Genomic DNA, 15,965 nt, shown 5'->3' on the forward strand with positions numbered 1-15,965 from the left:
TCGGCTATATTGGCGCCGTCTGGCCTATCTGCCGCAGGGTATCTAGGACCAGCGCGGCAGGGTCAAGGTTCACCGCCAGCCCGTGACGGGCGCGGTCGGATATCTGCTGCGCCGCATCGGCCCATGCGCGCCCCTGTGCGGGGCTGGGCGAAAGGCGTTGCAGCACGGCGATCTCATCGGCGCAGGCGGGCTGCGCGGGCGGCGCACCGGTGGCGCCGGTGCGGGCCAGACGCACCAGCAGCAGGTCCAGCAGAGTAAAGAGGAGGTCGAGTTTCGCCTCCCCCCCGCGCTGTGCTGCGGCTTCGGCCAGCTTGATAGCGCGGCCCCGGTCAAGTTGCGGCAGCGAAGAGATCAGGCCGACGAGATCGGCATAGGTTTTGACCCCGCCCATCAACGACAGGCGCAGCGCCCCGCCGACCGACCCGCCGGAAAGCTCGGCCAGGGCGGCGGGATCGTCTTCGACCTCCACGCCCGAGCCGTCCAGCGCCTCGGCCATCTGGCCCGCGTCGAGCGTGCCGAGGCGTAGAGTGCGGCAGCGCGAGCGGATCGTGGGCAGCAGGCTGGAGGGCTGGTGGCTGAGCAGCAGCAGGACGGCGCGCTCCGGCGGCTCTTCCAGCATCTTCAGGAGCGCGTTGGCGGCATTGGGGTTCATCTCATCCGCGTCGTCGATGATAACCACGCGGCGGCCCCCATCGGCGGCGGACATCTGGAAGAAGCCGTTCAGCGCGCGGATGTCATCAACGACGATCTGCTTGCGCATCTTCTTGGTGTCGGGGTTCAGCGTGCGGGTGACGGATTTCAGCCCCGCTTCGGCCCCGGCGGCCACACGGCGGGCGACGGGGTGTTCTGGGTCAATCTCAAGCGTTTCAGCCGGGGGCAGGTCGAACATCCCGCCATCCGGGTCGGGGGTCGCCAGAAGGAACCGTGCGATGCGCCATGCGAGCGTCGCCTTGCCCACCCCGCGCGGTCCGGTCAGCATCCATGCGTGATGCAATTTGCCGCTGTTGAAAGCGTCGAGAAAGGCAGCCTCGGCGGTGCTTTGGCCGATCAGTTTCGGCGTGTCGCGCGGGTGGCGGGCACCTTCCACACGGTCTGGCTGGGGGGCGTCGTCTGTCATGGCCTCGGTCTAGCATGTTTCGCCGCAGAGGGAAGCGGGCAGGGCGCGTGGATCAGCTCAATCGCGCGGTCACGCAGGCGGTCACGTCGCGGGCCACGCTGTCGATATCGCGGCCCCCGTCGATCACATGGAAGCGGTCGCTGAACTCCTCGGCAAGGCTCAGAAAGCCCGCCCGCATCTTGGCCTGAAGCTCGACGCCGAAATCCTCGAACCGCTCCTCTGCCGTCTGGCGCGAGAGGGCGCGTTCAAGGCCATGGGCCGGATCCATGTCGATCAAGAGGGTCAGGTCAGGCTCCACCCCGATCATCAGCGCGTGCAGGTCATCGACCATCTGCCGCAGATCGCCGCGCGAAAGGCCCTGATACATCCGCGTGCTATCGGCGAAACGGTCGCAGATCACGACCTTTCCGGCGGCGAGCGCGGGGCGAATGGTGCGTTCCAGATGATCGCGGCGCGCGGCGGTGAAGAGCAGGATTTCCGTTTGCGCCGACCAGCGGTCGGGATCACCCTGCAAGACGAGCGCGCGGATTTCCTCGGCCCCCGGGCTGCCGCCCGGTTCGCGGGTCAGCACCACGTCATGGCCCTGTGCCGTCAGATGATCCGCCAAAAGCCGCGCTTGGGTGGATTTGCCGGATCCGTCGATGCCTTCGAAGGTGACGAAGAGGCCCGGCGCGCGGGCCTTCTCTGCGCTGGTCACGAAGCTTCCGCTTCCACGGTGGGGGCCGCCTGCGGGCCTGCGTTGAGGCGGTTCATCAGGTGTAGCGCGGCGGCGGTCATCTTGACCATGAACCCGCCCGGCGCGATGGAGGCGGAGGCCACCAGCGGCACGCGCATGGCGGGCAATTCGCCGCGGTCGACCACCAGTTCGCCCAATTCATCGCCCTTGCTGATCGGCGCTTGGAACGGTCCGGTGTAGATCACCTCGGCCTCGACCTCATCCCCGCCGGTGACGGGCACAAGCATGGACAGATCGTCCTTCAGCTCAAGCCCGACCGATTGGGTCGTGCCAAGGGCCACTGGGGCTTCGGCGATGCGGGTGCCCGCTTCGCCCAGATCGCGCTGCGTGAACTGGCGGAAGGCCCAGTTGACCACCGATTCAGCCTCCTGCGCGCGGGCGGCAGCGCTGTCGAGGCCCGAAAGGACAAAGATCACCCGGCGGTCGCCCTGTTTGGCCGAGCCAACCAGCCCATAGCCCGCCTCATTGGTGTGCCCGGTTTTCAGGCCATCTGCGCCGATGCCCAGACCCAAAAGCGGGTTGCGGTTGGTCTTGTTCTGCGGCGCACGGCCATCGAAGGCGAACTCACGCTCTGCAAAAAGCGGGTAGAACTGCGGGAAATCGGTGATGATGCGGTTGGCCAGCAGACCAAGGTCGCGCACCGACATCAGATGCCCCGCCTGCGGCCAGCCGTTGGAATTGGCGAAGGTGGAATTGGTCATCCCCATCTGCTGCGCGCGCTGCGTCATCAGCCGGGCGAAACCGTATTCGGTACCATCGGGGCTGAGCGCTTCGGCAATCACGGCGCTGGCGTCATTGCCTGACAGCACGATGATCCCGCGGATCAGGTCTTCGACCGAGACACGGTCGGTGGTGTCGAGGAACATGGTCGAGCCGCCATAGGACATGGCATGTTCGGACACGGGCAGTTTCTCAACCAAATCGAGCCCGCCGTTCTGCTTGCCACGCTCCACGGCCTCGAAGGCCATGTAGAGCGTCATCAGCTTGGACATGGAGGCGGGCGGCAGCGGCTCATCCGCGTTCTTGGCCAGCAGCACGGTGCCGGTGGTCTGGTCCAACACATAGGCGGCGGTGGCGCGGGTATCGAAGGCGGCGGCGGGCTGGAGCGTCAGCACCAGCGCCACGGCGGCGGCAAAAAGGCGGATCATAGGAAGCATTTCCTCCGGTTTGTCAGTTCGACACGGCGTAGGCGTCGGTAAAGCCCTCGGCCTTGACCTTCTTGAGAAGGGTATCGAGTTCGGATTTGCTGGTGGCGGGGCCGATCACCACGCGCCAGAAGGGTTTGTTGTTGATCGCGCTTTGCTTGACGGTGGGCACCATGCCCGCGCCGCGCATCTGTTTGGCGGTGCGGGTGGCATTGGCCTCCACGCTGAAGATGCCCAGTTGCACGTAGGGTTTGGACAGTTTCGCACCAGCCGCCGGGCGCGCCGGTTTCGGGGCCGCAGGGGCGGGCGGTTTGGCTGCCGGTTTGGCGCTCGCGGTGGCAGGGGCAGCGGTGCTGGCCGTTGCCGCAGGGGCCAGCGCCGTGGCGGTGACAGGGGCAGGGCTGGCAAGAGTAGCTGCAGCGTCACCGCTATTCTCGGCCTCAAAGCTCTCTTCCGGGGCGGCGCTTTCCTCGCGGCGCAGGGCGGTCACATTCAGCGGCGTCGGGGCGCCCGCCAGAATGCCAAGCGCAGCGGCGGCATCCGAAGAGATCTGCAGTTTGGGTCCGGGCAATTCGCGCTCACGCCGGAACAGGGCACCGATGACGAATTTGCCGTTCGCCTCATTGCGCACAATCACGCGTTCAGGTTCGGTGACGTCCGGATGCGCCACCCAGACCCCGCCGAGCGAGGGGCGCCCGTCCCAAAGACCCTCGTCCGTGGCTGAGAAGACCTCAGGTGCTTCGACATCACGTTCCACCAATTTGGTCGAGGTGCTGCGCGGCGCGCTGGCGCCTTCGTTTGCACCGAAAGGGAGTTTGAAATCGCCACCCTCGCAACCGGCCAGCAAACCAACTGCCAGAATGCCCACGCCCAAGCCCGCCGCGCGGCTTTTCTTGATGCGCAACGGTTGATTGTCCCTGCTCATGCCCTTGATGTCCTTGCCTGCTGTCGTCGCGCGCCGCGACCCATGTCCCGCGAGAATGTCGCGCCGTTGGATCGGCACGCCCTGCGCCCCTCTGAAAGGGGCTTTGGCGCAGAGTAACCCGACCGGGCAGCGCTTGAAAAGACCGCGCAGGGCAGATCGGCGAATTTCCCCAAAGGGGTGCGGGGGGCTGGCCGCGAAAATGTGCGTTTGCCGAATCGATCCCGGCGCTCTAGGAGGAGCGTGCTGCGGAGGAGTGGCAGAGTGGTCGAATGCACCGGTCTTGAAAACCGGCGTGCGTGAGAGCGTACCGTGGGTTCGAATCCCACCTCCTCCGCCACCATGCATTCCTATTTGATTTGAATGGGCCGCGTTCGGCGACCTGTTGTAGTGGTTGCAGAGAAATATAGCTGCCTATCGTTTCTCTTGTGTTTCTTTCGGACGCGCCTCAATCCTTCCACTGACTGGTACGGAATGTGGTATTTTGGGAATGGCCCTGCCTGGCTCTCAGAAGGAGCTGTATTTCAGCGACAAGCCGATGCGCCTTTGCGCTATCACGCAATTACGCTTCTGAAGGTGACAACAGTAACCGATCTGCCTTGGAACGGTTTTCAAGAAGCCAATCACGGAACCGCAGCGCTGCAGGGGATGAAGCTTTCAAGCGCGGCAGGATAAGATGATAAGCATATGATGTTTCGAAATCTCGGCAGAAAGGACTAACCAACGCACCACTTTCCAACTCCTCCTGCACTAGCCAGGAGGCAAAAAGAGATACCCCTAAACCATTGATGGTCGAGCTGAGCTGAAAATGACGATCTTCAAGCATCATTTGCGGCTGGCTATGGACCATCTTCATCCCGTTCAAGTCGAACCATTCTTCCCACATCCCGGTATCGTCTACATGCAATAGGGTGCAGCCTGTTACATCCTTTGGTTCGGTGATCGGATGTCTTTCTAGATACTCAGGGCTGCAGACCAATGCCATCTTTTCGGGCCAAAGGGGGTGGACTTCAAAGCCATTCCAGTCGCCCTTTCCCCATTGAATGCCGATGTCCGCAAAGCTCCCGGGCTCGGGCATATAGGCATAGTTATTGTTGTGGTTGTGCATGGATAGGCGCACGTCAGGATATTGTTCGATCAAGTCACCCAACTCTGACGACAACCAGCGGCTGGAAAACATCGGCAAGAGCGCGATACGGATCGCGCCGGCCCGTATTGATAACTGTTCAAGGCCCGTTTGGATCATCTCAAGCCCCCGCCCAACATGCTGCGCAAGCTCGACGCCCTCGTCCGTGAGGGTCAGCCCTTGTCCGGTGCGGTGGAAGAGCCGGTAGCCAAGATCCGATTCCAATTTTTTAATGTGATAGCTCACTGAGCTTTGGCCGATGTTCAAGAGTTGCGCGGCGCGGGTGACATTCCGAGTCTCGGCGGTGAGGCTAAACACCTGTACAGAATTGATATTCCTGATCGGTTTCACGGTGCCGAACTCCTCCGAAGTCTTCGCCCTTTCGAGACCTAACCATCTAAAAATTAGATATCCAAGCGGAATCTTTGAATTTGATTTGCGCCATGGGGCGTCGCTACGCTTCTCGAACCGCAGGAGGAGCGGGGAGGGGAGTATATGATGGCGACACCTGTTTTGAGGGTCGAATCTCTGTGCAAGTCGTTTGGCGGCGTGCATGCGATCCGAGACCTGTCCTTTAATGTGAACGAGGCGCAAATCCTCGGCTTGATTGGACCGAACGGTTCCGGAAAGTCGACCACTGTGAACAGTCTGGCGGGGTTGTTCCCAATCACATCCGGCGCAATTAGCTTGGCCGGCGCCAAGATCGATAATCTGCCTGAATATGATCGTGTGGCGAAGGGTCTGTCGCGGACCTTTCAGACAGCCAGTACATTCACGGAATTCACGGTACGCGACCATATCGTGCTGGGCTGCAACGTAACGCGCACGTCGCATCCGCTGGCGTCTGTATTCGGCATGGGCCGGAAATCCAGCGAGGAAGAGGAACTGGCCGCGCGTGTCGACCGGATCCTCGAGATCACTGACCTTGCGCCGGTACAGGATCACCGCGTGGGCACCATTAGTTCGGCCCAACAACGCTTCCTGATGATCGCAACGGCACTGGCTTCAAATCCCAAAGTGATCTTGCTGGATGAACCCGCCGCCGGGCTGGTCTCGCATGAGCGCAAGAGCTTAAGCGACCTGATCAAGAAGATCCGCGATTTGGGGACTTCTGTGCTGGTGATCGAACACCACATGGCGCTGATCATGGAGGTCTGCGATCGGATCGTCGTGCTCAACTTTGGCCAAAAGATCGCCGAGGGCACACCTGAGGAAATCCGCAACAATCCAGTCGTCATTGACGCATATCTCGGCGAGGCGGCTTGACATGTTGAACGTATCCAACCTCCGCGTCAGCTACGGCGCGATCGAAGTCATCCACGGCATCGACTTGCAGGTCAATCAGGGCGAATGCGTCGCGCTGATTGGCGCGAATGGCGCGGGCAAGTCTTCTACGCTCAAGGCGATCTGCGGGCTGGTTCCGGCTACTGCAGGAACCATTGAGTTCGAGGGCCAAGATATCACCAACCAAAGCGGCCACTCCATCGTCAAAGCGGGGATCACCATGTGTCCCGAAGGGCGTCAGGTCTTTCCGCAAATGACAACGCTGCAGAACCTCAGGATGGGAGCCTATCCGCGTAAGGATGCAGAGCAGGCATCCGATGTTGAAGAGATGATGGACATGTTTCCTATCCTGCGCGACCGCGCCAGCCAGGCGGCGGGCACGTTGTCGGGGGGTGAGCAGGAGATGTTGGCCATTGGCCGGGCGCTTATGGCGCGGCCCAAGCTCTGCATCTTTGATGAGCCATCGTTGGGGCTCGCCCCGAAAATCGTCGCGGAGGTGGGGGAGACTATCGCGAGGGTCAAAGAGATGGGGAAAACCATCCTGCTGGTCGAGCAGAACTCGGCCATGGCGCTGCGGCTTGCCGACCGGGCCTATCTTTTCGAAGCCGGAGAGATCGTGCTGAGCGGGACGGGCGCGGAGCTGCAATCACATCCAGATGTCGCAAAGGCGTATCTGGGCCACTGATACCAACGTTTCTGGGAGGAGACAGAACATGAGACTGACAGCAATAACAGCTGCAATGGTCATGACGGCGGGTGCCGCATGGGCCGAGGAAAAGACGCTCGACATCGGGGTTAGCGATGCGCTGACCGGGGGCGGGGCCGTTTACGGACTGCCGCAGACCAATGCGGTGAAACTGGCCGCGAAAGAGATTAACGCCAGTGGCGGGATCAAGGTGGGCGAAGACACCTACATGCTCAACGTCATCGCCTATGACGACAAGGCCAACCCGACCGAGGCCTCCAACGCCGTACGCAAACTGATCGACCGAGATGGCGTTAAGTATATTCTTGGTTTCTGCTGCTCGGGTGCGACCGGGGCGGTGGCATCTTTCATCGAATATGAAGATGCGGTGATGCTCGTGGGCAATGCCGCTGAGCGGTCGATCACGACCCGCGAAATCCCGAACCTCACGCGCACGCGTCCACCAGCAGATTATACTGGTGCGGCGGCTGGTACCTTTGTCGCCGAAAAGGGCCACAAGCGGGTTGCCGTCTTGGGCGCGCTGGATGTGGGGTTCTACGCCAGCTACGTCGACGCCTTTGAAAAGGAGTTGGAAAAAGCGGGCGGAGAGATCGTGAGCCGGGAGGCATTTGGTCTGAAAGACCGCGACATGTCTCCGCAGTTGACCAAAATCCGCGGCCAAGAGCCTGACGCGATCCTTGTCGTCGGCTATGTTGAGCCAGCAGCCTTTATCTACCGTCAGGCAGTCGAGCTTGGCATCGACGTGCCGCGCTATGGTTTCACCTCCGGTAGCGAAGAGCAGTTTACCCGTGTGGCCACTTCGGAGCAGATGGAAGGCGTTTGGGACCTGCGCCCGACAGAGTTGACGCTGCTTTCGGCATCTGAAAACGGCAAGGCCTACCACGCCAACTATACCGAAGAGTACGGCATCGCGCCCTCACCAAGCTCACCTTATTCCTATGACCAAACCTATGCTTTGAAGGACGCCATCGAGGCTGCTGGCACCGTAGAGGACACCGAAGCCGTGGCCGAAGCGCTGCGCGAGATTGCGGTGCCTGATGAGGTCGTCATGCAATACCTGCCTGTCGATGACAAAATGTTCGATGAAAACGGGCAGGCCTATACCTCCAATGGCGCTTTCCAGTGGCAGGGCGGCAACTGGGTCTTTGTGCAAGACCTGCCGTCTGACGCCGCCGCGTATTCAGCATTCCTGAGCACGTTGGACGACTGATCCCTCCCCGGGCGGGGCGCGGGCAGGTTTCCTGCGCCCCATTCTTCTATCTTCTTTAATTCGCAGGGTGCGGCATGGTTGAGGTACTTCAACAGATTATTAACGGCATCGCCATCGGGGGTGTCTATGTGCTGATCGCACTGGGGCTGACCACGGTTTTCGGAATCCTCGGCATCGCGCATTTTGCCCATGGATCGGTCTCTATGTTCGGGGGCTATCTTACGTTCTTTTTCGTCACCAGTTGGGGCATACCCTTGCTACTGGCGATCCTGATTGCGCTTTTGGTCGGGCTTGCCCTTGGCGTATTGATCGAACTTCTGGCCTATCGCCCGGTACGAGATGCCAATCACATCAACGCCTTTATCGTGGCGCTTGGACTGACCATGATGGTTGAGGGGATCAATCTCGAACTCTTTGGGCATGAGCAAGTCGTCATCCCGACCGACTTCTCCCGCGTCTTCAACATCGGCGGTGTCACCATTCCCGAGCTGCGGCTCTATGTGATCCTTGCCGCCGCGCTTTTGATCGCCGCAATGACAGTGTTTGTCGAACGCACCAAAACGGGCCAAGCGATCCGCGCCGTGGCCGAGAACCGCGACGCTGCGATCCTTATGGGGGTCAACGTCAAGACGATCCCGCTGGTGGTCTTTGCGATCTCCACAGCGCTCGGTGTTTGCGCCGGGGTCATGGTCGGATCGCTTTTTGCGATTGCGCCGGGCATCGGCGAAGGCTTGGTGGTTAAGGGCTTTGCCGTGCTCATCTTGGGCGGTCTGGGGTCGATCCCGGGCGCCGTTGTTGGGGGGCTCGTGCTCGGCATCACCGAGGCACTCGCCGCCGGTTTCATTTCATCCGCTTATAAGGACGTGATCGCATTCGTGGTGATGATCGGCGTTCTGTTGTTCCGGCCTCAAGGCCTGATGGGGAAAGCATAATGGCTCGTAATCGCACCTTCATCCTTTATGGGCTGGCACTGGTTGGCTTCGTATTGTTGCCGCAGCTCATCTCTGTGAAATACTATATCCACCTGAGCGTGTTGGCCTTGATCTGGGTCATCGCAGCGCAAGGGCAGAACTTGATCCAAGGCTACACCGGCTATGTTTCCATCGTGCAGGCCGGCTTCATGGGGATTGGGGCTTATTCGACGGCGCTGATGGGCATGCACTTTGATCTGCCAGTCTGGCTGACGATCATCCTCGCGCCCTTCGTTACTGCCTTCTTCGCGCTGCTGACAGGCTACCCCAGCTTGCGGGTCAAAGGGCACTACTTCGCCATCGTCACGCTGGCGTTCAACATGGTGATTTTCATCGTCCTGATGAACCTCCACGAGCTTACCCAAGGCGAGGCAGGCATCACCGGCATCCCGAAGCCCGGTGGCAAAGATGCACTGTTCAATTGGCGCGACCGGGAGACGTATTACTACTTCGTACTGATCATCGCGGCATTGATGACGGGGTTGGCGGCACTGATCGTGCGGTCGCGTATCGGGCAAATCCTCGTAGCGATCCGCCAGAACGAAGACCTCGTCGGCGCGGTTGGTATCGCGGCTTGGAAATACAAGCTCTTTGCCTTCGTGACCTCCGCGATGTTCGCGGGCCTCGCCGGTGCGATCTATGCGCATTACCAAAGCTTCATCAATCCTGAGATCTTCGGCATTGCGCAGTCGCTCGATGCAATCCTCGCGGTCATCATCGGCGGATCGGGCACCATTGCCGGGCCAATCATCGGCGCGTTCTTCGTGGTCTTCCTGCCTGAATATCTGCGCTTTGCCGATAGTTTCCGGCTGATCCTCTACGGGCTGGTGCTGGTACTGGCGACGATCTTCATGCCGCGCGGCATTGCCGGTATCGCCCGCGACCTGATGGAAAAACGTCGGGGCCGGACATGAGCCAAGCTTTTCTGGATCAGGTCGCGCATTTCGCCAAGGGACGTGTTGCCGCGGAGGCGGCGGCATGGTCCATCGGGGCCGCGCCGGAGCCCGCGCTTTACCATGAGGCCGCCGCTTTGGGGCTTCTGGGTATCGAGGTGCCAGAGAAAATGGGAGGCAGGGGCTTCGGCTTTGCCACCCGCGCTGCAGCTTTGGAGGTGTTGGCCGGAGCAGATTTCGGTTTCGCGATGTCTCTGGTCAATACGCACAACATTGCCCTCAGGCTCTGTGAAGTAGGACAGGATGCCGCCGCACAATATCTGCCCGACCTGCTTTCTGGCCGGATGCACGCCTGCACCGCTTTGACCGAACCCGGCACCGGCAGCGATTTTGCTGCCATTCGCACCACCGCGCGGCAGGTTGCGGGCGGCTGGGAGCTCGAGGGGGAAAAAGCTTGGATCATCAACGGGCGGCAGGCGGGGCTTTCGATCGTCTATGCGCAATGCGCAGAGGTGGGCGACAGCGATGGCATCGCAGCCTTCCTCGTTGATCTGAATGCGCCGGGTGTCACCCGTTATGCCATCGACAGTGCCTTTTCGCAGACCAGTCTGGGCACCGGTGGGTTTTACCTTTCGGGGGTTAAACTCCCACATGAAGCCATGCTCGCTGCACCCGGCACAGCTTTCAAAGCGATCCTGAAAGAGATCAATGCCGCGCGGACCTATGTTGCCGCAATGTGCAACGGCTTGGTGCAAGCAGCACTGGATAGTGCTGCGACCTATGGCGCTAAACGTTGCAGCTTCGGTAAGCCGCTGAATGCCATTCCACGCTGGCAGACAGAGTTCGAGGCCGCGCAAACCGCCTTGATGCAGGCCCGTCGCGCTACGGAGCAGGCCGTCGAAAAGGTGTCACAAGGCGCGGATGCGCAACTTGCGGCTGCTGAGGCTAAGATCAGTTCGGTCTCCTGTGCGCAGACCCAACTGCCAAGACTTTTGCAACTGATGGGGGCCGAAGGCTTGCGCCCGGAGCACCCCTTTACCCGCCACATCGCCGCCGCACAGATGGCGGGCTTCACCGATGGGGCAACAAATATCCTCAAAGACAGGGTGGCGCGTTTGACCGCCCGGAAAGAGAGCTGAACCATGCGTGTATTCCAGATTGAAGGCGACTGGGGATTCGACAACCTCACACTGACAGAGCGCAATGACCCAAGCTGCGGACCGGGAAAGGTCATTGTCGAGATGCGGATGGCGTCGCTCAACTCACGCGATCTGATCGTGCCCGAACGGGGCTATGGCCGAGCGACGGGTGAACTGCCCTTGATCCCGGTGTCCGACGGTGTGGGTGAAGTTGTCGAAGTAGGGCTGGGTGTGACCCGTGTGGCCGTGGGGGACCGTGTCTGCCCGACCTATTTCCAAAACTGGACCGCGGGCGCGCCAAGCCCTGAGCGCTTTGCGTCAGCCTTGGGGGGGCCGCTGGACGGGGTTATGGCCGACCGCATCTGCCTATCTGCAGAAGGGGTGGTCAAGGTTCCTGACTACCTGACCGACGCCGAAGCGGCGACGTTGCCCTGCGCCGCGCTCACGGCATGGAGCGCGGTCATCACCCACGGCCAAACCCGCGCCGGGGACAAATTGCTGGTCCAAGGCACCGGCAGTGTCGCGCTCTTCGCCTTGGCCTTTGCCAAGATGCAGGGGGCGCATGTCACTGTAATTTCCTCCAGCGATGACAAACTCGCCAAAGTCACTGAAATGGGCGCAGACGCGACAATCAATTACCGCAGCGAAGAAGATTGGGCTCGTGCCAGCCGACCCATCACCGCCGACCGCGGTGGCTATGACAACATTATCGAATTGGGCGGCGCGAAAACATTGCCTCTGTCTCTGAGGGCCGTGCGGCCGGGCGGGACGTTGTCCATGATTGGGGTGCTTTCGGGGCTGAACATCGAAGCCTCGCTGGGTCCGATTGTCGCCCGGCAGGTCCGCCTCCAAGGCGTCACCGTGGGCCACCGCGACGGGTTTGAAGCGATGCTGCGCGCCATGGCCCAGCATAACATGCGTCCCGTTCTGGGAGAGACCTTCAAGTTCGATCAACTGAAAGAGGCCCTAACGCATTTACGCGCCGGCGGCCACTTTGGCAAAACCCTCATCGAGTTCTAACATGTCCGACATTGATACTTCTTGGCAGCCTCGCCACCATCCGGCGGACAAGGCAGCCTTCGTCATGGCCGCCACCGGCGAAAGTGTCAGCTTTGCTGCGCTCGAAGCCCGGGCCAATCAAGGCGCGCATCTGTTGCGCGCTACGGGCATCGAAACGGGTGCGCATATTGCCATTCTGATGGAGAACCGTCGCGAAATGCTGGAGGTCTGTTTCGCGGCAGATCGTGCCGGCGTGTATTACACGACCATCAGTACCCATCTGGGGCCGGAAGAGATCGCCTATATCCTCAACGATTGCGATGCTCAGCTGCTAATTACAAGCGATCGGTTTGCGGGAGTAGTTGCAAAACTACAGACGGATTTTGGCAAAGCCTTCGCTGTGCGCGTCGTAGGCGGGGGGGCGGAGGGCCTGCCAAGTTGGGATCACGGCGTCGCGGAACAGCCAACCACGCCAATCCCAGACGAGGCCCAAGGGCTTGATATGCTCTATTCCTCAGGTACGACGGGGCGGCCAAAAGGTATTAAATGGCCGTTGGAACCCGCGCCGCTTGGCACGCGCACGATGCTGGTCGATCTGCTAACCGATCTTTTCGGCTACGGGCCGGATACCCGATACCTGTCCACTGCGCCGCTTTACCATGCAGCCCCATTACGCCACTCAATGGTCACGATCAAATCGGGTGGTACTGCGGTTGTCATGGACCGCTTTGACGCCGAAGAGGCGCTAAGACTTATTGAAGAACATCGCATTACCCACAGCCAATGGGTGCCAACCATGTTCGTGCGCCTGTTGAAACTACCTCAGGAGGTACGTGAGAAATACGACCTTTCCTCCATGCAGATGGCTGTACATGCCGCGGCTCCCTGTCCGATTGAGGTCAAGCACGAGATGCTGGCGTGGTGGGGGGATATTATCCACGAGTATTATGCTGGTACGGAGAATAACGGTTTCACTGCGATAACAAGCCGTGAGTGGCGGGGGCATCCCGGTTCAGTGGGCCGGGCCAAACTGGGGGTCATCCATATCTGCGGCGAGACTGGAGAAGAGCTTCCAGTTGGACAAGAAGGAGAGATTTTTTTCGAGAATGGCCATCAGTTCGCTTATCATAAAGACCCGGAAAAAACCCGGCGTGCCACTAATGAAAAAGGCTGGACAACCCTCGGGGATATCGGTCGGGTCGACGCGGAAGGTTATCTTTACCTGACGGATCGCAAATCTTTCATGATCATTTCGGGCGGAGTGAACGTTTATCCGCAAGAGACTGAAGATACGCTGCTAAACCATCCGGCCGTGCTCGACGCAGCCGTTATCGGCATTCCACATGAGGATTTTGGTGAAGCTGTTCATGCTGTCGTGCAGTTGCTGCCAGATGTCGACGCTTCAGATGAACTGCGTGACGCCTTGTTTGAATTTTGCCGAACAAAGCTGTCTTCGATCAAATGCCCACGGAGTATCGAGTTCCGCAAGAGGTTGCCCCGGACAGAGACGGGGAAGCTGCACAAGAGGCTCCTAAGAGATGAGTATTTGGCGCCAAGATAACTGATCAGACCAAAGGGTCGCATGGCGCTATATCGCGCCCGGCTAGCGGATACAGAACGGCTTCCTTAGAGAGTATCAACGGAGGGAAGCGGGGTGAATTGCTTAATGAGACCATGTTTGAACGCCGGCATTCGGCATTGGGCTACCTGACCCCGGTTGATTACGGCGAACCCTGACTCGCTCAAGCTGCACCATCTGGTGTAAAGACTAATCGGGCTCCGGGCGCGGCTGGATGAAAGTTCAGGCGCAGGTCACGCCTCCAATAGAGCCCAAATTAATTCGCGCGTCTGCTGCCAACCATCAACATGACTAATCGCCTGTTCTAACGCCGCGCGCTCAAATCCACAGGCCAGAAAACACAACAGCCAGCCCACCTGCGCAAAGCGCGAGCGTCGGCAAGGGGCGTCGTGCGCCGATCAAACCGTATGAAAGCAGGGTCAGCCCCAATGCGACACGACCAGCCGCCAAGAGAGCTGCCAATGGGGTGTCCGAAAGGGTCAGCATATCCTGGTTCGCGACCATGCCCAGCGGGATGATGTAGAGCCCAATGCCAAGCGCCATCGCTGTCAGAGCGACCTTCAACCAATTCTCGCCAATCATTCCCGCGGCGATAAAAACAGCGCCGCAGACCGGGGGCGTGATTGTCGAGAGAAGCGCGAACCAAAAGACAAAGAGATGCGCTTGAAGCGGCGAAAGACCCAGTTCAATGAGCGCAGGCCCGGCGACGGAGACGCAAATCACATAGGCCGCCGTGGTGGGCACCTCCATGCCCAGGATGAGGCAGGCAAGCGCCGTGAGCAGCAGGGACGGCCAAAGAAGCCCCCCGGACCCCGCCAGAATGAGAGAGGTGATTTTTACGCCAAGCCCGGTGATCGACAGCACACCGATGATGATTGAGGCGCAAAGGATGATGGAGGCGATCAGGGCAACCTGCCGCGCGGCATTGAGAACTGCACTTGCCATTCGCGTGGCGATCTGGCGCGGCTCGAAAGTGAGCTGCGCGTTGAAGAACAAGAGCAGCGCCGCTGCGAGGATCGCCATAGCCGCCGCATATTCCGGCGTGAACTGCGCGACGAACATCCCCCATAGCAGGACCGAGAAGGGGACGAGAAAGAAGAGCGATGTGACAACCACGTCGCGCATTGCAGGGCGATCCGCTTCTGCGATCCCTTTGAGGGCGAAGCGCTGCGCGTAGGCGTTGATGCCAACCCAGACCGCCACAAAGTAAAGCACCGCCGGAAGCGCGGCGGCAGCCATGATGCCAGTGTAGGGCACGCCGGTCAGTTCGACCATCACGAAAGCGCCTGCGCCCATCAGGGGCGGCATGATCTGTCCGCCCGAGGAGGCCACGGCCTCGACCGCGGCGGCGAGGCGTTTGGGGTAGCCAAGCTTGGTCATCGCGGGCAGGGTGATCGCGCCGGTGGAAGCGACATTTGCGGAGGCTGAGCCAGAGATCGACCCAAAGAGCGCCGACGACAAAACAGAAACCTTCGCCGCGCCGCCTTTCAGCCGCCCCGCGGCGGCGGCGGCGACATTCATGAAGCCTTGCCCCGCTTCGCCAGCGTTCAGAACAGCGCCGAAGATGACAAAGATCGCCACGACAGAGACGGAGACACCGGTGAGCGTTCCCCAGATGCCGCCCTCGGCGATGGTTAGTGTTCCGAAATAGCTTTCGATCGGCGTGCCGGAATGGCCGAACTCGCCGGGAATATGCTGCCCGAACAGGCCGTAGAGCAGGGCGAGTGCCGCAACCAGTGGCAAGGGCCAACCGATCACGCGCCGCGCCGTTTCCAGCACCACCAAGAGCAGCGTTACCGACACGGCGAGCTGGAAGTTGCTTTCGATGAACCCGTATTGATCGCCAAGCGCATCACTGTTGAAGGCCACCCAAAGCGCTGCGGCGATGCCCAATGCGGCCAAGATGCTGCCAGTGATCCGGCGCAGCGGGGTCTGCGCGTCAAAGACCAATGCGAAGGGCAGGATGAAGGCCATATGCAGCGGCCTGCTGATCAGGTTCGGCACCAGACCCGAAAACACCAGAGCCAAGTGATAGCCAACCAGCGCGATGGCCAGCGCGATCCAGAAACTCGCCGCCAATCGGCTTTCGGGGAGGTTTGTCATCTATGGGGGTCCGGCTTTGGCTGGGCAAGCGCGGC

General features: G+C 60.5%; 14 protein-coding genes and 1 tRNA gene. 9 read left to right on the forward strand and 6 right to left on the reverse strand.

Annotation, left to right across the window (positions count from 1 at the left end):
• Nucleotides 1–4: 4 nt before the first annotated feature.
• Genes ACGYLA_RS12990 through ACGYLA_RS13005 form a run of 4 tightly spaced genes read right to left on the reverse strand, consistent with a single transcriptional unit; the run spans nucleotide 5 to nucleotide 3,923 of the window.
• On the reverse strand, nucleotides 5–1,117 hold the full coding sequence (locus tag ACGYLA_RS12990; RefSeq protein WP_394432971.1) for a DNA polymerase III subunit delta': 1,113 nt from the start codon (nucleotides 1,115–1,117) through the stop codon (nucleotides 5–7).
• A gap of 52 nt (nucleotides 1,118–1,169) precedes the next feature.
• Nucleotides 1,170–1,814 (reverse strand): dTMP kinase, encoded by a 645-nt coding sequence (tmk, locus tag ACGYLA_RS12995; RefSeq protein ID WP_394432973.1) that lies wholly within the window; start codon nucleotides 1,812–1,814, stop codon nucleotides 1,170–1,172.
• Nucleotides 1,811–3,001: a D-alanyl-D-alanine carboxypeptidase family protein gene (locus ACGYLA_RS13000; RefSeq protein WP_394408803.1), complete on the reverse strand. Its 1,191-nt coding sequence runs from the start codon at nucleotides 2,999–3,001 to the stop codon at nucleotides 1,811–1,813. The genes tmk and ACGYLA_RS13000 overlap by 4 nt, the downstream gene beginning before the upstream one ends.
• A 22-nt stretch (nucleotides 3,002–3,023) precedes the next feature.
• Nucleotides 3,024–3,923, reverse strand: a complete 900-nt coding sequence (locus ACGYLA_RS13005) for an SPOR domain-containing protein (protein WP_394432975.1) — start codon at nucleotides 3,921–3,923, stop codon at nucleotides 3,024–3,026.
• Between the two features lie 247 nt (nucleotides 3,924–4,170).
• On the opposite strand from ACGYLA_RS13005, the gene ACGYLA_RS13010 reads away from it, so the two are divergent.
• A tRNA-Ser gene (locus tag ACGYLA_RS13010) sits at nucleotides 4,171–4,260 on the forward strand.
• Between the two features lie 222 nt (nucleotides 4,261–4,482).
• On the opposite strand, the gene ACGYLA_RS13015 is transcribed toward ACGYLA_RS13010, so the two are convergent.
• The gene (locus ACGYLA_RS13015) at nucleotides 4,483–5,397 is read right to left on the reverse strand and encodes a LysR family transcriptional regulator (protein ID WP_394432977.1); all 915 of its coding nucleotides are present in this window, start codon (nucleotides 5,395–5,397) and stop codon (nucleotides 4,483–4,485) included.
• A gap of 144 nt (nucleotides 5,398–5,541) precedes the next feature.
• Between ACGYLA_RS13015 and ACGYLA_RS13020 the strand changes: the two genes are divergently transcribed.
• From ACGYLA_RS13020 to ACGYLA_RS13055, 8 genes are all read left to right on the forward strand, one after another.
• A complete protein-coding gene (locus tag ACGYLA_RS13020; RefSeq protein WP_394432979.1) occupies nucleotides 5,542–6,312 on the forward strand; it encodes an ABC transporter ATP-binding protein in 771 nt (256 codons plus the stop codon).
• 1 nt (nucleotide 6,313) lies between these two features.
• Nucleotides 6,314–7,015 (forward strand): ABC transporter ATP-binding protein, encoded by a 702-nt coding sequence (locus ACGYLA_RS13025; RefSeq protein ID WP_394432981.1) that lies wholly within the window; start codon nucleotides 6,314–6,316, stop codon nucleotides 7,013–7,015.
• A 28-nt stretch (nucleotides 7,016–7,043) separates the two neighbouring features.
• Nucleotides 7,044–8,246, forward strand: coding sequence for an ABC transporter substrate-binding protein (locus ACGYLA_RS13030; protein WP_394432983.1), 1,203 nt, complete (start codon nucleotides 7,044–7,046; stop codon nucleotides 8,244–8,246).
• 74 nt (nucleotides 8,247–8,320) lie between these two features.
• Entirely contained in the window at nucleotides 8,321–9,178 is an 858-nt protein-coding gene (locus ACGYLA_RS13035) for a branched-chain amino acid ABC transporter permease (RefSeq protein ID WP_322329523.1), read from the forward strand.
• The gene (locus ACGYLA_RS13040; protein WP_394432985.1) at nucleotides 9,178–10,131 is read left to right on the forward strand and encodes a branched-chain amino acid ABC transporter permease; all 954 of its coding nucleotides are present in this window, start codon (nucleotides 9,178–9,180) and stop codon (nucleotides 10,129–10,131) included. Before ACGYLA_RS13035 ends, ACGYLA_RS13040 begins: the two co-directional genes overlap by 1 nt.
• Nucleotides 10,128–11,249, forward strand: coding sequence for an acyl-CoA dehydrogenase family protein (locus ACGYLA_RS13045; protein ID WP_394432987.1), 1,122 nt, complete (start codon nucleotides 10,128–10,130; stop codon nucleotides 11,247–11,249). The genes ACGYLA_RS13040 and ACGYLA_RS13045 overlap by 4 nt, the downstream gene beginning before the upstream one ends.
• 3 nt (nucleotides 11,250–11,252) lie before the next feature.
• Entirely contained in the window at nucleotides 11,253–12,269 is a 1,017-nt protein-coding gene (locus ACGYLA_RS13050; RefSeq protein ID WP_394432989.1) for an NAD(P)-dependent alcohol dehydrogenase, read from the forward strand.
• 1 nt (nucleotide 12,270) lies between these two features.
• Nucleotides 12,271–13,809 (forward strand): acyl-CoA synthetase, encoded by a 1,539-nt coding sequence (locus tag ACGYLA_RS13055; protein ID WP_394432991.1) that lies wholly within the window; start codon nucleotides 12,271–12,273, stop codon nucleotides 13,807–13,809.
• A 336-nt stretch (nucleotides 13,810–14,145) separates the two neighbouring features.
• Here ACGYLA_RS13055 and ACGYLA_RS13060 read toward each other — a convergent pair whose 3' ends face one another.
• Nucleotides 14,146–15,930: a TRAP transporter permease gene (locus tag ACGYLA_RS13060; protein ID WP_394432993.1), complete on the reverse strand. Its 1,785-nt coding sequence runs from the start codon at nucleotides 15,928–15,930 to the stop codon at nucleotides 14,146–14,148.
• Nucleotides 15,931–15,965: the final 35 nt, after the last annotated feature.

The sequence above is a fragment of the Sulfitobacter sp. 1A13679 genome, assembly GCF_043557115.1.
Lineage (GTDB): Bacteria > Pseudomonadota > Alphaproteobacteria > Rhodobacterales > Rhodobacteraceae > Sulfitobacter > Sulfitobacter faviae.